Origin of the sequence: Pseudalkalibacillus hwajinpoensis, from assembly GCF_039851965.1 — a bacterium.
GTDB lineage: Bacteria > Bacillota > Bacilli > Bacillales > Guptibacillaceae > Guptibacillus > Guptibacillus hwajinpoensis_E.
Map to the genome: position 1 here is coordinate 508,980 of NZ_CP156674.1, position 15,005 is coordinate 523,984.

At 44.0% G+C, this 15,005-nt stretch carries 11 protein-coding genes; 1 reads left to right on the forward strand and 10 read right to left on the reverse strand.

The window, feature by feature from the left end; all coding sequences use genetic code 11:
- Nucleotides 1-181: 181 nt before the first annotated feature.
- Nucleotides 182-2,875, reverse strand: a complete 2,694-nt coding sequence (locus ABFG93_RS02550) for a calcium-translocating P-type ATPase, SERCA-type (protein WP_347550401.1) — start codon at nucleotides 2,873-2,875, stop codon at nucleotides 182-184.
- 116 nt (nucleotides 2,876-2,991) lie between these two features.
- On the opposite strand from ABFG93_RS02550, the gene ABFG93_RS02555 reads away from it, so the two are divergent.
- Nucleotides 2,992-4,689, forward strand: coding sequence for an Rqc2 family fibronectin-binding protein (locus ABFG93_RS02555; RefSeq protein ID WP_347550402.1), 1,698 nt, complete (start codon nucleotides 2,992-2,994; stop codon nucleotides 4,687-4,689).
- A gap of 61 nt (nucleotides 4,690-4,750) precedes the next feature.
- On the opposite strand, the gene ABFG93_RS02560 is transcribed toward ABFG93_RS02555, so the two are convergent.
- From ABFG93_RS02560 to ABFG93_RS02600, 9 genes are read right to left on the reverse strand one after another with little or no spacing between them, the layout of a single operon-like run.
- The gene (locus tag ABFG93_RS02560; RefSeq protein WP_347550403.1) at nucleotides 4,751-5,407 is read right to left on the reverse strand and encodes a class I SAM-dependent methyltransferase; all 657 of its coding nucleotides are present in this window, start codon (nucleotides 5,405-5,407) and stop codon (nucleotides 4,751-4,753) included.
- Nucleotides 5,408-5,417: 10 nt separating this feature from the next.
- The gene (pyrE, locus tag ABFG93_RS02565) at nucleotides 5,418-6,065 is read right to left on the reverse strand and encodes an orotate phosphoribosyltransferase (RefSeq protein ID WP_347550404.1); all 648 of its coding nucleotides are present in this window, start codon (nucleotides 6,063-6,065) and stop codon (nucleotides 5,418-5,420) included.
- Nucleotides 6,049-6,774, reverse strand: coding sequence for an orotidine-5'-phosphate decarboxylase (pyrF, locus tag ABFG93_RS02570; protein ID WP_347550405.1), 726 nt, complete (start codon nucleotides 6,772-6,774; stop codon nucleotides 6,049-6,051). Before pyrF ends, pyrE begins: the two co-directional genes overlap by 17 nt.
- Nucleotides 6,747-7,688, reverse strand: a complete 942-nt coding sequence (locus ABFG93_RS02575; protein WP_347550406.1) for a dihydroorotate dehydrogenase — start codon at nucleotides 7,686-7,688, stop codon at nucleotides 6,747-6,749. The genes pyrF and ABFG93_RS02575 overlap by 28 nt, the downstream gene beginning before the upstream one ends.
- Nucleotides 7,685-8,452 carry a dihydroorotate dehydrogenase electron transfer subunit gene (locus ABFG93_RS02580; RefSeq protein WP_347550407.1) on the reverse strand — a complete coding sequence of 256 codons (768 nt, stop codon included), beginning with the start codon at nucleotides 8,450-8,452 and terminating at the stop codon, nucleotides 7,685-7,687. Before ABFG93_RS02580 ends, ABFG93_RS02575 begins: the two co-directional genes overlap by 4 nt.
- On the reverse strand, nucleotides 8,449-11,658 hold the full coding sequence (gene carB, locus ABFG93_RS02585) for a carbamoyl-phosphate synthase large subunit (RefSeq protein ID WP_347550408.1): 3,210 nt from the start codon (nucleotides 11,656-11,658) through the stop codon (nucleotides 8,449-8,451). Before carB ends, ABFG93_RS02580 begins: the two co-directional genes overlap by 4 nt.
- Nucleotides 11,651-12,739: a carbamoyl phosphate synthase small subunit gene (locus tag ABFG93_RS02590; RefSeq protein WP_347550409.1), complete on the reverse strand. Its 1,089-nt coding sequence runs from the start codon at nucleotides 12,737-12,739 to the stop codon at nucleotides 11,651-11,653. Before ABFG93_RS02590 ends, carB begins: the two co-directional genes overlap by 8 nt.
- Nucleotides 12,739-14,019, reverse strand: coding sequence for a dihydroorotase (locus ABFG93_RS02595; protein WP_347550410.1), 1,281 nt, complete (start codon nucleotides 14,017-14,019; stop codon nucleotides 12,739-12,741). The genes ABFG93_RS02590 and ABFG93_RS02595 overlap by 1 nt, the downstream gene beginning before the upstream one ends.
- A complete protein-coding gene (locus ABFG93_RS02600; RefSeq protein ID WP_347550411.1) occupies nucleotides 14,019-14,918 on the reverse strand; it encodes an aspartate carbamoyltransferase catalytic subunit in 900 nt (299 codons plus the stop codon). Before ABFG93_RS02600 ends, ABFG93_RS02595 begins: the two co-directional genes overlap by 1 nt.
- Nucleotides 14,919-15,005 lie beyond the last annotated feature (87 nt).

Genomic DNA, 15,005 nt, shown 5'->3' on the forward strand with positions numbered 1-15,005 from the left:
TGAAACAAAGGGATATCTCACCATGTGTCATATGTCCTAACAAAAGGCTTTATTAATGCACGCTTTTGATATTAGGTTCATTAATGCCCTATGAAACTAAAGTTTCACTAGAATAAGCCAAATTTCGTTTTTACAACAAAAGGAACTAATGGAATTTCAAAGAAAAAACAGAGGATATAATTCATCCTCTGTGGATGCTATTATTTTTCTTGAATAATGCAGCCCCGGCAAGTAGAAACGTAGGAATACTTGAGAAAACAAGAATTAACATCCATTCTCTCATCGATAAATAAGTCGTATGGAAAATAGGCTGCAATGGCTCATAGTAAATGACCCCTACCAATAATCCTATTGACGAAAGCACGGCTAAAACAAGTGCTTTATTTTCAAATGGATTGCGGTGAAACACAGATCGTTCGCTTCTACAGTCAAATACATGAATCAACTGGGCAAGAACAAGCGTAGCGAAGGCAACTGTTTGTGCTTTAACGAGATCATTTGGATTTTCGCTATAACAGATCATAAAGGCGGCGAGTGTACACGCTCCTATCATAATTCCACGTGAAATGATTTTCCAACCAAGCCCTCTTGCAAACACGCCTTCTTTTGGTTTCCTCGGATCCCTATTCATCACATTGCCCTCTGCTGGATCAAGCCCAAGTGCCATTGCTGGCAGTCCATCTGTTACTAGATTCACCCAGAGTATCTGAATAGGGACGAGGGGGAGCGGCAGCATTAAGAGAATCGCAAACAGCATCACGAGGATTTCACCCACGTTTGAAGCCAGTAAGTAACGGATAAATTTCCTTATGTTTTCGTAAATATTCCGTCCTTCTTCAACCGCTGCACGTATTGTCGCGAAATTATCATCACTTAGAATAAGAGATGAGGCTTCTTTTGCAACATCGGTTCCTGATTGCCCCATTGAGATACCAATATTCGCTGCTTTGATTGCAGGAGCATCGTTTACCCCATCTCCCGTCATCGCTACAATATGACCTTTATTTTGAAGAGCTTTTACGATTTTCAACTTATGCTCAGGTGATACCCGAGCGAAAACATACGTATCTTCTACTTGATTTTCAAGCTCTTCAACTGTTAACGAAGAAAGTTTGCTCCCTTCCATCACCCGCCCTCGCTCCGGTAATATCCCAAGGTTACGAGCGATAGCAGTTGCCGTTGTGACATGGTCACCCGTTATCATAATCGTTTTAATTCCAGCCGTTTTACAGTCAGCGACAGCCTGTTTCACTTCTTCCCGGGGAGGATCAATCATCCCTTCTAAGCCTACGAATGTCAGTCTTGACTCTGCTTGAACACTGTGAAGCATATTGTCTTCGTTTTGAATCGGTTTATAAGCGACAGCTATTGTTCTAAGCGCCATTTCCCCAAACGATGCAAGTTGATCCTGAATCTCTCGTTCATAGCTTTTTCGGAGCGAAGCCTTTCTTTCATTCCAGAGAACAGACTCGCATTGTTTGAGTACGATATCCGGTGCCCCTTTGGCAATCACAAAGCGCTTGCCCGCGGAATCTTCCACTACGATACTCATCATTTTCCGATTCGAATCAAACGGGAACTCCTGAATAATCGTAAACTCTTCTTCCCTAATCTCATTTGTCAAACCAGCTTTCATCGCAGCGGCCACTAGTGCTCCCTCTGTAGGATCGCCATCAAGAAGGTATTCTCCATTCCGCTCAACGACACTAGCGTTACTGCATAGCAAGCCAAATGTTAACAGTTGTTTTAATGAACGCTCTTCATCAGAATAAACACGCGTCTTCCCTTTAAAGAAGTCACCGTATGGCGAATAACCTGACCCGGTCACATCCCATGTTTCTCCACCGGCCCATAGCTTCGTCACCATCATTTTATTTTGTGTCAGCGTACCTGTTTTGTCGGAGCAAATCACCGTTGCACATCCGAGCGTTTCAACGGACGGGAGCTTTCTCACAATCGCTTTCCGATTACTCATCTTCTGCATACCAATCGCTAAAGCAATTGTTACAATGGCTGGCAATCCTTCAGGGATTGCTGCAACCGCAAGTGAGACGCCTGCTAAAAACATACTATACACATCACGGCCCTGAATGATACCAAGGACAACAACCATTGCCGTTAAAAGCAAGGCGGCCGCAATTAGAATTTTTCCCAGCTGTTCAAGTCGGTGCTGAAGCGGTGTTTCCATCGTATCTGCCGATTGTATCAAATGGGCAATTTTACCCATTTCTGTTTTCATACCAGTGGCCGTGATGATCCCTGTGCCTCTTCCCTTTGTAACAAGAGTTCCCATAAACCCCATGTTAGGTTGATCGCCGGGGCCAGGGTCATTATCTATTATGGGCTCAGGATGTTTGAGGACGGGGAGTGACTCTCCAGTAAGCGCTGATTCTTCAATGAGCAGATCCTGACAGGTAAGAAGCCGTACATCCGCTCCGATTCTGTCGCCACTTTCCAGACGCACAATATCCCCTATAACAGCTTCCCGTGCTTGGATTGTTACCCACTGAGCATTCCGAAGAACTTTCATTTTTGGTGAGGACAATTGCTTCAACGCCTGAAGGGACTTTTCTGCTTTTCTTTCCTGTACGAAACCGAGAATCCCATTTACGAGGATAATCAGGATAATAGCAATGGCATCCAGATATTCACCAAGCAACCCTGAAATAAGCGTTGCGGCAAGCAGCACAACGACCATAAAATCCTTAAACTGAGCTAAGAACATCAAAATCATAGATGGTCGTTCCGCCTCATCAAGCTGATTCGGTCCGAAGGCTTTTCTTCTCCGAACAGCCTCATCCGAGGTCATGCCAACGTCTACATCCGCCTCTAATTCTTCTGCTACCTCTCGTTTAGTCATGTTATACCAGTTCATGAACTTTCACCCCGATCCTGCACGTTATATCACTAATAGTTCATCTATATTCAGACAAGCTTCAAAAAATGCTATACTAAGAACGATGTCTATAGATAGGAATGTAGGTGAACGATATGTCTTTTGACGGAATGGTTATGAGAGCCGTTGCGCATGAAACAAATGAATTATTAAAAGGTGGACGAGTAACGAAGATTTATCAGCCGTATGCAACTGATTTGATGCTCGTGATTCGCTCAGGTGGGAAAAACCATCAGCTCCTTCTCTCTGCTAATCCTTCTTACGCAAGAGTGCAAATTACAGGAGAATCGTATGCAAACCCGAAGGAACCACCAATGTTCTGCATGCTTTTAAGGAAACACCTCGAAGGTAGTATTGTAGAGGAAATTAAACAGATTGATAATGAAAGGATTCTTCACGTTACGTTTAAAGCTCGAAACGATCTCGGCGATTTAACAAAACGCACATTAATTGCAGAAATTATGGGACGTCATAGTAACGTGATTCTTCTGAATGAATCTGACATGATTCTTGATAGCATTAAACATCTTTCTCCTGCCGTAAATAGGCATAGAACAGTGCTTCCCGGGCAGGATTATATTGCACCACCCGCACAGAACAAAATTTCACCATTCAGTTTGAGCGCTGATGACTTATTAAGGCAGATCGACTTTAATGCCGGAAAGCTCAGCAGCCAGATTGTTCAGGCTTTTGGGGGCGTATCACCACTGATCGCAAAGGAAGTAGTGCATCGCGCTGGCCTTGCTACTCGTAAAACATTGCCAGAAGCCTTTTTCACTATTTTCAATGCGCTTGAGGAACACGCGTACACTCCGCAGATGGTCACTTCCCAAAAGGAATACTTCTCGGTTGTGGAATTAACCCACCTTGTTGGTGAAACACGCTCATTCGACTCTGCGAGTAAACTGCTTGACCGTTTTTATTACGGTAAAGCCGATCGTGACAGGGTTAAACAGCAGTCCAATGATCTTGAACGATTCCTCTCTAATGAATTGAAGAAGAATGAGAAGAAAATTGAAAAGCTTACTAGAACAATCCAACAGGCACAAGAGGCAGATAAGTATCAGCTTCTTGGCGAGCTACTGACTGCCAACATGCACATAGTGAAGCGTGGTGATAAGAAGGTTGAGGTTCTGAACTATTATGATGAAAATGGCGGAACTGTTGTTATCGAATTAAACCCTCAAAAATCACCATCGGATAATGCACAGCAGTATTTTAAGAAGTACAATAAAGCAAAGAATTCTATTTTTGTACTTGAAGATCAAATCGAGAAGTCCCATCAGGAGATTACTTACCTTGAACAATTGATCCAGCAGTTAACATCTGCTTCCCCACGTGACATCGAGGAAATTCGCGAGGAGCTTGAGGAAGAAGGCTACATTAAGAAACGCTCACATAAGAAGAAATCAAAACCAACAAAGCCGAAGCTTGATACGTATGAATCATCAGACGGTACGGAAATACTAGTTGGTAAGAACAATAAACAGAACGAGTATTTAACGAATAAGCTTGCAGCTAGAAGTGAAACGTGGCTTCATACAAAAGATATACCAGGGTCACACGTTGTGATTCGAAGCACCGATTACTCTGAGGAAACACTTCTAGAAGCTGCAAACCTCGCAGCCTACTTCAGCAAAGCGCGTGAATCCGGCTCCGTTCCAGTCGATTATACGGAAGTTCGGCACGTGAAAAAGCCAAATGGTGCGAAACCAGGCTTTGTAACTTACGATCAGCAGAACACTCTTTACGTAACACCGGATCAGGATCTGATTTTCAAAATGAAAAAATAAACATCAAAAAAAGTCACGCGGATTCGCGTGACTTTTTTTGATACATCCTTTTATCAGAGCCTTATAAATCGGCTATTGTTATTATCGCTAATCCGTCTAACACTTCAACGTGCCTGGTTTCTTTTGCTCCGAGCATTTTCAGCTTTTGGCTTAATTCTTCCGAAGAATAGCGGTGCCTTTTTGTTGAAACGTTGGACCACTTCAAAAGGGATGTTTGCTCAAACCCACTCATATTATTTTGCTTTGCATACTCGAACGCTGCTATCTGATCCATTTGTAAAGAAGGGTTCAACATGACAACCTTCCCCCCTTCTTTTGTGACGCGAATCATTTCTTTCATCCCTGCTTCAGGCTCCGGCAGAAGAAACATGACACACGTTGATAGCGAAAGATCAAACATGCTGTTTTCAAACGAGAGATCACACGCATCACCTTCAGAAAAGTGACTTTTATTCGACCGATTTATAAAAAAGAAATTTTGCTTGCTAGCCTTTACCATTTCAGAGGATAAATCAACGCCTGTGAGTATCGATGCTTCCTCCACCCCGCGAAGCAATAGCCTTCCTGTTCCACAGCCTACATCAAGAACCGACTTCCCTTCCCATGACCCGGAAGCGACCTTTAACTCATCATGAATGCTTCCAAGCCACTTCGTTCGTGCCATATCATCAAAAAATGAGACGAGCGAATCGAACTCTTCTCCCTGCATTTTTCTCATCGTAACCCTCCTAAACGGAGAGATCTTTCAACTGCTCAAGCCATTCTGAAGATGCTGGATTGTCACGCCAGTTTAGCAGTGATTGAACCTCTCTTTTCTCAATCATACCTGTTTCTACCGCGCTTGTTAACAGTTCATCGAAATTGGTAAGGGTTTGCCATGTAATTTGTTCCTCTGCGAACTGTTCTGCCCCTTTCTTCATGCCGTATGTAAAGATCGCCGCCACGCCAAGCACGTTCGCACCTGCTGATTGGAGCTGTTTCACCGCATCAATTGCACTGCCACCTGTTGAAATAAGATCTTCAATGACAACAATTTTCTGTCCTACTGATACTTTTCCTTCAATCACATTCCCTTTGCCGTGCCCCTTTGCACTACCTCTTACATACACCATCGGAAGCTCTAACTGGTCGCTCACCCATGCTGCATGAGGGATTCCCGCTGTAGCTGTTCCTGCAATGACTTCTGCATCTGAATAGTGTTCTTTAATGATTTCTACAAGGCCTTTTGCAATTTCTTTTCTTACAGCCGGATACGATAGGGTCAAGCGATTGTCGCAATAAATCGGAGATAATAAGCCCGATGACCATGTAAAAGGTTGTTTTGGCTGAAGACTGACAGCTTTAATCTCAAGAAGTGATTTAGCGATAGATTTCATGAGTATTCCCCCACTCTGATTTTAGTCTTTCATACGCTTTTAATGGATCAGGTGATGCTGTGATACTACGGCCTACTACAATGTAGTCACTTCCCAATACTCTTGCTTTCGCCGGTGAACAAACGCGATTCTGATCACCTGCAAGATCTCCTTCAAGCCTAATTCCGGGCGTAACCGTCAGAAACTGATCTCCACAAGTTTCTTTAATCGTCGGCACTTCAAGGGCAGAACTAACAACGCCATCAAGACCACTTGCTTTCGCTAAACTCGCGAGTGAAACAACGCTATTTTTCATGTTAGTTGTCATATTTAATTCTTTTCGGAGCATTTCTTCAGAAGTACTCGTTAGCTGTGTTACCCCAATACACATTGGACGTTTCTCACCTGCACGTGTGCCTGCTTCAAGTCCTTCCATGGCGGCTGTCATCATCCGCGAGCCGCCGCTCGCGTGGACGTTAATCAAATCAACCCCAAGACCAGCAAGGCCTTTCATTGCTTTGTTAACCGTGGTTGGTATATCGTGAAGCTTCAAGTCCAGAAATACGTTATGCCCAAGTTGCTTTAGCTCATTAACTAAGGATGGTCCATGCTGATAGAATGCTTCCATACCTACTTTTACAAACAGTTTCTCATCTTTTAGAAGCGTGAGAAATTCGTCTAACTCCTGTTTCTTTGAAAAATCTAATGCGAGGATGATTGAAGATTCCACTCCGTTTTCCAGCTCCTTCCTGTCAGTTCCGAAATATGACCTACACCCATTTCATCGAGCATTGCGGGTAATGCATCAATAATAGTTGGACACGTCATTGGGTCTACGAAATTAGCGGTCCCGACCGCTACTGCACTTGCTCCAGCTAAAAAGTATTCCACTACGTCTTCAGCAGACTGAACGCCCCCCATCCCAATAATCGGAATCGCCACCTGCTGACTCACCTGATGAATCATCCGAATCGAAACCGGTTTGATCGCAGGACCTGATAATCCTCCTGCCCCATTTGCAAGAATCGGTTTCCCAGTTTTTAAATCAATCCGCATACCTAATAGCGTGTTGATCATCGTTAAGCCATCTGCGCCTGCCTTTTCAACGACTTTCGCCATTTGAACAATATCCGTCACATTAGGTGAAAGCTTGACGTAGACGGGCACCCGTGCCACTTCCTTAACCGCTTTTGTCACTTCATAAGCCGTTTCAGGAACTGTCCCAAACGCAAGTCCGCCCTCTTTCACGTTCGGACATGAGATGTTTAATTCAAGGGCATGAACGTTAGGCGCCGTGGAAATTCGCTTTGCAACAGCAACATAATCTTCAATCGTGGATCCCGCTACATTTGCAATGATTGGAACATCGAACGTTTCTAACCATGGAAGTTCATGATTCATTACATGATCAAGGCCGGGATTCTGAAGTCCTATGGCGTTCAACATCCCTGAGGTTGTTTCTGCCACACGCGGCGTTGGATTTCCAAAGCGTGGTTCATTTGTCGTTGCTTTAACCATAATCGCCCCGAGCTGATCTAACTTATAAAATTGACTGTATTCACGACCGAATCCAAAACAGCCCGAAGCAGGCATAATCGGATTTTTTAGATCGAGTCCCGGAAGTTGAATGCGTAATCGACTCATAATACGACCTCCCCTGCCTGAAACACTGGCCCATCGCTACACACTTTTCGATAATCAAGACCAGTCTCATCGCCCTGCACATGACAAACACATGCGAGACACGCACCGATTCCACAGCCCATCCGTTGTTCCAGTGATAAATAAACCCCTTTTTTTGCCGGATAGCTTTCAAGGGCTCGAAGCATTGGAGAAGGGCCACATGCAAACAAATAATCTGCTGAATCGTCAAGCTGTGCTGTTACAAATCCCGCTTCCCCGTAACTCCCATCAACAGTTGTCACGGTGACTGGCCCGAACGCTTTGAATTCTTCTTCATAGAAAACCGCTGAACCTGTTTGAAACCCGTTCACATGCTTTACATACACACCGCGCTTTGTTAGCTCACGGGAAAGATAGTACAGTGGCGGCACACCAATTCCTCCGCCGACAAGTAATGCGGTATCACCCCGCTTCGGACTTTCAATTGGAAATCCATTCCCGAGTGGACCAAGGAGGTCAACTTCGACCCCCGGAACCATCTCAGACAGCATCCTCGTCCCCTTGCCTTCAGCCCGATAAATCATTGTTAGTAAATGTTTTTCTGGATCAACATGGCAAATGCTAATCGGCCTTCTTAACAGCGGGTCTGAACCAGATGTAACTTTCACATGAACGAACTGTCCTGGTTGAAAACGTTCATCAATCTTTTCGTGATAAACGACTACCTCGAAAATAAAAGCTGCAATTTTTTTTTGAGCAACTAGTTCTGTTTTGTATTGCTTCATGAACGAATCACTTCTTTTTGATGAAATTTCGGCATGCTTGTACTTGTGAACGTCATTGTTTCAATGACGCGCAATAATGCTTTGGCTGTGTCTAACGATGTGAAGCATACGACTCCGTTCTCAACCGACTCTCTTCTAATACGGAAACCGTCTCGGGCAGGCTGTTTGCCTCTTGTGAGTGTATTAATAACGAATTGAGCCTGACCTTCTCGAATCACGTGCAGCAAGTTCGGCTTTTCAGCCCCAATCTTATTTACGACGGTTACAGGGATGCCCATATTCCGAATGTTATCTGCTGTACCCTCTGTTGCGAGAATATGATATCCAATCGCATGGAATCGTTTTACAATATCAGTCGCTTCCTCTTTGTCTTTGTCAGCAATCGTAAATAGCACAGAACCGTGAGTTGGAATATTCATACCAGAAGCGACTAGTCCCTTATACAGAGCTTTCTCAAGCGTATAATCTCGCCCCATTACTTCACCTGTTGATTTCATCTCAGGTCCAAGCGTAATATCAACCCGACGCAGTTTCGCGAAGGAGAATACTGGTACTTTCACATACACATCGTCTCTCTCAATGCCGTAACCTGTTTTGTATCCAAGCTCATTCAGTGTTTGGCCAAGAATCGCTTTCGTCGCAAGATTCGCCATTGGAACCCCTGTTATTTTACTTAAAAACGGAACTGTTCTACTTGATCTTGGATTGACTTCAAGAACGTAAACCTGATCATTCTGAATAACATACTGGATATTGAGAAGCCCCTTGATTTTCAGCCCTCTTGCTAACGCAATGGTTTCATCTATTAACGTTTGTTTAACCGATTCAGAAAGGCTCTGTGGTGGATACACGGCAATCGAATCCCCGGAGTGAATCCCCGCTCGTTCAATGTGTTCCATGATGCCCGGGATATATACGGTTTCTCCATCAGAGATTGCATCCACCTCAATCTCTTTCCCCATCAAGTAGCGGTCAATTAAGACCGGGTGCTGCGGATTTACTTTTACCGCATTTTCCATGTAATGAAGAAGCTCACTTTCTTTATACACAATTTCCATCGCTCTGCCGCCTAGAACGTAAGATGGGCGTACAAGAACCGGATAGCCAATTCGAGTTGCAATTGAAATCGCCTGTTCGACGGATGTAGCCGTTTTTCCTTCTGGTTGTGGAATGCCAAGCTCAGCCATGGCCATTTCGAATTTGTCTCGATCTTCTGCCCGGTCCATATCTTCAAGCGATGTTCCGAGAATCTTTACGCCTCTAGCAGAAAGCTCATCTGCTAGATTAATGGCCGTTTGTCCACCGAACTGGACAATGACACCGGTTGGTTTCTCTAGATCGATAACATGCATAACATCTTCTACAGTAAGCGGTTCGAAATACAGCTTATCCGAGATGCTGAAGTCTGTTGAGACGGTTTCTGGGTTGTTATTTATTATGATCGCTTCATACCCTGCTTCACGAATTGCCCAGACGCTATGAACAGTAGCGTAATCAAATTCAATTCCCTGTCCGATTCGAATTGGTCCAGAACCAAGTACAAGCACACTTTCTTTCGGCGTTTCAAATGATTCGTTCTCTTCTTCATAAGTAGAATAATAATACGGTGTTTCTGATTCGAATTCACCTGCGCATGTATCAACCATCTTATAAACCGGGCGAATGCTTTCTTTCATCCGTAATTCATAAATTTCAAGCTCAGTTTGATTCCATAAGCGAGCAACGACATCATCAGAAAATCCTTTTCGCTTCGCTTCAATCAAGATTTCAAGATTCCCTTTATTCTCCTCTAATTGCTTTTCGAGGGCGATGATTCCCTGTATTTTAACAAGAAAGTAATGATCAATAGCACTCCAGTCATGAATTTCTTTAATTGTTTTTCCACGTCTGAATGCTTCCGCTACAACGAAAATCCGCTCATCATCCGCTACACGAATTCGCTTCTCCATCGTGTCCTCATCCATGTTCTCAAATGATGGAATCGCAAGGTGAATCACGTTGGATTCAAGGGATCGAACTGCTTTAAGAAGGGATTCTTCAAGGGTACGCCCGATCGCCATCACTTCACCGGTCGCTTTCATTTGTGTACCGAGCTTTCGATTGGCACTTTCAAATTTATCAAAAGGCCATCTCGGTATTTTGGAAACTACGTAGTCCAGTGCAGGTTCAAAGCTAGCATACGTCTTACCTGTAACTGGATTTTTCATTTCTGCAAGAGATAATCCCACCGCAATTTTCGCTGCTAGCTTCGCAATTGGATAGCCAGTCGCTTTTGAAGCAAGCGCAGATGACCGGCTGACACGAGGGTTCACTTCAATGATGTAATATTGAAAGCTATACGGATCAAGTGCTAGCTGAATGTTACAACCGCCCTCGATTTTCAAGGCGCGAATGACCTTGAGAGCAACATTTCTAAGCATCTGATAATCGCGATCGGATAGCGTCTGACTTGGGGCAACGACAATTGAATCTCCTGTATGAATTCCGACCGGATCGATGTTTTCCATGTTACATACAACGATGGCTTGATCCTGTCCATCACGCATCACTTCATATTCAATTTCTTTAAATCCAGCGATGCTTTTCTCTAGAAGACATTGTGTTACAGGGCTATATTTCAATCCGCTCGATACTATTTCTTCTAGCTCTTCATCATTGTTCACAATACCACCGCCTGTCCCGCCTAACGTATAAGCCGGCCTGACAATAACGGGATAGCCAATTCTCTTCACAAAGGTATACGCTTCTTCCAGGTTATGAATGATATCACTCTCAGGAACAGGCTCATTTAGATCATTCATTAATGTTCTGAACTGATCACGATCTTCCGCCTGCTGGATCGCATCAAGACTTGTCCCTAAAAGCTCAACATTATAATCATCTAGAACACCGGATTCAGATAGCTCCATCGCAAGGTTGAGTCCAGTTTGACCTCCGAGTGTCGCCAGAAGGGAATCTGGACGTTCTTTACGAATGATGCTGCTTACGAAATCAAGGGTGAGCGGCTCAATGTACACCTCATCAGCAATGGTAGTATCCGTCATAATCGTCGCTGGATTCGAATTTACGAGAATCACTTCATATCCTTCTTCTTTTAGAGCCTGACAGGCCTGTGTTCCAGCATAGTCGAACTCGGCTGCCTGGCCAATGACGATTGGTCCTGATCCAATGACTAGAATCTTCTTGATATCGGTACGTTTAGGCATATGTTTTTTCCCCCTTGAAAGTTGTAATCATTGTGATGAAATCATCGAAAAGTCCGTTCGAATCTTCTGGCCCGGGTGATGCTTCAGGGTGATACTGAACGCTGAACGCAGCGTGCATCGTGTGCTTCACTCCTTCAATTGTTCCATCATTTACAGCGACATGCGTTACTTCTAGTTCTGTCTTTTCCAGTGATGCCGCTTCTACTGTGTAACCGTGGTTTTGAGAAGTGATGGCAACGCGTCCCGTACTCAAGTCCATAACAGGATGATTTGATCCTCGGTGGCCGAACTTCATTTTTTCTGAATCAGCGCCGCATGCGAGTGCAAAAAGCTGATGACCGAGACAGATCCCGAAGAGTGGGATTTTACCGAGAATGCCGTTAATCATCTCAACTGCTTCTGGCACATCCTTTGGATCTCCAGGGCCATTGCTCAGCATGACACCGTCAGGATTCAGTCGAAGGATTTCTTCTGCTGATGTATTGTAAGGGACAACCACTACATCGCATTTTCTTCTTGTTAATTCACGAAGGATACCGTGCTTCATGCCGAAATCCACAAGTACGATACGATAACCTCGACCAGGGCTTGCATAAGGCGCTTTAATCGATACTTGCTGCACCTGATCGCGTTTTAGCGGCGTTTCCCGAAGGTCCTGTGCGATTTTCTCAGGATCAACGTCCATGCTGCACATTTTCCCCTTCAACGTTCCATTGGCACGGATTAATTTGGTTAATTTTCTTGTATCGATACCTTCTAATCCAGGGATGCCTTTCACTCGAAGTAGTTCATCAAGCGTCATTTCATTTCTCCAATAGCTCGGAACTGCTGTCGCTTCTTTTACAATAAGACCGTGGACAGAAGGATTAATCGATTCGAAATCATCTCGATTGATTCCGTAGTTCCCAATCAGCGGGTACGTGAGCGTCACAATTTGTGCACAGTATGATGGATCTGACAAAATCTCCTGATACCCAGTCATTCCGGTATTAAAAACAACCTCACCGCTTTTTTCAATATCGCTCCCAAATGCTTTCCCGACAAATATAGATCCATCTTCTAAAATTAGCTGTCTTTTCATTATTGATCGCTCCCTTTCGCATACACCATTTTTCCATTCACAAATGTATTCACTGGCCACCCTTTACACATCCATCCCGCAAAAGGTGTATTTCTTCCTTTTGACACGAACGTTTCAGGATTGATTTCTTCTTGATGCGATAGTTCGATTAGCGTGAGATCCGCATTCGCTCCAACTTTAAGTGTTCCATGCTTAAGTCCAAATGCGGTCGCTGGTTTAATTGTTAACCAGTCGACGAGCTGCTTTAGCGTAAACTTTCCTTCCTCTACAAAGTTTGTATAGAGAAGCGGAAAGGCTGTTTCGAGGCCAACGATGCCGAAGGGTGCTTTTTCCATTGAGGCTGATTTTTCTTCATGCGAATGTGGCGCATGGTCTGTTGCTATAAAATCAATCGTTCCATCAAGTAATCCTTCAATGAGCGCTTCCTGGTCTTCTTTTGACCGAAGGGGGGGATTCATTTTGTAGTTTGTATCAATTCCCGGAATTTCATCTTCTGACAGAAGCATGTGATGCGGTGTTACTTCTGCGGTTACGTTAATGCCCGCTCGTTTCGCATCACGAACGATACGAACCGACTCTTTCGTACTAATGTGACAGACGTGGTAATGGACGCCCGCTGCTTCCGCGAGCAGCACATCTCTTGCAATATGGACTGATTCACAAACGGACGGAATACCGTTTAATCCATTTTCACTAGAGAAATGTCCCTCATGGACGCTTCCGCCATTAATAAGTGTGTTTTCTTCACAGTGAGCGACGATTGATAGATTCTTTGAAGCAGCACGCTTCATTGCTTCAAGCATCATTCCTGCGCTTTGAACACCTACGCCGTCATCCGTTAAGGCGAATGCCCCGTTTTTGTTAAGAGCATCGAAGTTCGTCAGTTCCTTTCCAAGCTGTCGAGTTGTAATTGAACCATATGGAAGGACACGAACACTCGCGGTTTCTTCAATCCTCTCCATCAACTTCTTCATCGTCTCTTCATTATCCGGAACAGGTCTTGTATTTGGCATAGCTGCAATCGTAGTAAATCCACCTTTTGCAGCTGCTTTTGTTCCAGTTTCAATCGTTTCTTTATGCTCACCGCCCGGCTCCCTTAAGTGGACATGCAAATCCACTAGACCCGGAACTAGCAGGTTTCCTTTCGCATCTATAATATTGTGCTGGTCTGGATCAATATTATGTGAAACTTCCTCAATCTTACCTTCTTTTGAAATGAGTACATCAAGCTTAACAAGCTCTCCAGTTTCATTTAGTAGTTTTGCGTTTTGGATAAGCATTACACGACCATTCCTTTCTGGTTGGGTTGTAAGACTAATTTCAGGCAAGCCATACGAACATAAACGCCATTTTCCATTTGTTTAAAAATGCGTGATCGGTCACATTCGACGAGGCTAGTGTCAATTTCGACCCCTCTATTAACAGGTGCAGGATGCATGATGATACTATGTTTTTGCATTCTCTTTTCACGTTCAATCGTTAAACCATAAGATTCTAAGTAGGTGGAGTGAGCATTGCTTTTCGCCGTATGCCGTTCATTTTGTATTCTTAGTAACATGAGTACATCCGCAAATTCAACCGCATCATCCATTGGCAAGTATGGAAATTCTGAGAGTGTATCATCCTGCCACTCAGGCGGACCCGAGAACACTACGTTTACCCCAAGTCTTTTTAGGACATGAGCATTGGATCGTGCTACCCTGCTGTGCCTGATATCACCAGCAATCACGACATTAAGCCCTTCAAACTGCTTGAACTCCTGACGAATCGTTAAAAGATCCAGGAGAGACTGCGTTGGATGATGACCGCATCCATCTCCCGCATTGATTATAGATAGTGATGTTCGATCAAGAAGCGATTCAAAGTACCGTTCATTTTGATGCCTCACCACAACAGCACTTGCCCCTACCGATTCAAGTGTCTTAATCGTGTCATAAAGGCTTTCGCCTTTCTGTACACTCGATGATGAGGTTTCGAAATTTAACACTTCATATCCCAGCCTCTTTTCCGCTACTTCGAAACTGAATCGTGTTCGTGTGGACGGTTCAAAGAAAAGGTTTGCTACAAAAACCGGGTTATTGCTCTCTTTTTGTTTTCCATTCCGGAATCGTTCAGCCTGCTGCAGGATTTCTTGAATTTCATTAAGTGTCAGAGAAGTCATATCAAGTAAATGCTTCACACCACTCACTCCATTTCCTTAGAAATTTTCATAAAAAATGCACCCTGAGCGTTCTCAGGGTGCAGAAGGATAGACGCGTCCTATGAT

What these genes read in the sequence shown, in the direction of transcription:
- ABFG93_RS02550 (WP_347550401.1), bottom strand. Translation starts at nt 2,875, where the DNA reads ATGAACTGGTATAACATGACTAAACGAGAGGTAGCAGAAGAATTAGAG.
- ABFG93_RS02555 (WP_347550402.1), top strand. Translation starts at nt 2,992, where the DNA reads ATGTCTTTTGACGGAATGGTTATGAGAGCCGTTGCGCATGAAACAAAT.
- ABFG93_RS02560 (WP_347550403.1), bottom strand. Translation starts at nt 5,407, where the DNA reads ATGAGAAAAATGCAGGGAGAAGAGTTCGATTCGCTCGTCTCATTTTTT.
- pyrE (WP_347550404.1), bottom strand. Translation starts at nt 6,065, where the DNA reads ATGAAATCTATCGCTAAATCACTTCTTGAGATTAAAGCTGTCAGTCTT.
- ABFG93_RS02575 (WP_347550406.1), bottom strand. Translation starts at nt 7,688, where the DNA reads ATGAGTCGATTACGCATTCAACTTCCGGGACTCGATCTAAAAAATCCG.
- ABFG93_RS02580 (WP_347550407.1), bottom strand. Translation starts at nt 8,452, where the DNA reads ATGAAGCAATACAAAACAGAACTAGTTGCTCAAAAAAAAATTGCAGCT.
- carB (WP_347550408.1), bottom strand. Translation starts at nt 11,658, where the DNA reads ATGCCTAAACGTACCGATATCAAGAAGATTCTAGTCATTGGATCAGGA.
- ABFG93_RS02590 (WP_347550409.1), bottom strand. Translation starts at nt 12,739, where the DNA reads ATGAAAAGACAGCTAATTTTAGAAGATGGATCTATATTTGTCGGGAAA.
- ABFG93_RS02595 (WP_347550410.1), bottom strand. Translation starts at nt 14,019, where the DNA reads ATGCTTATCCAAAACGCAAAACTACTAAATGAAACTGGAGAGCTTGTT.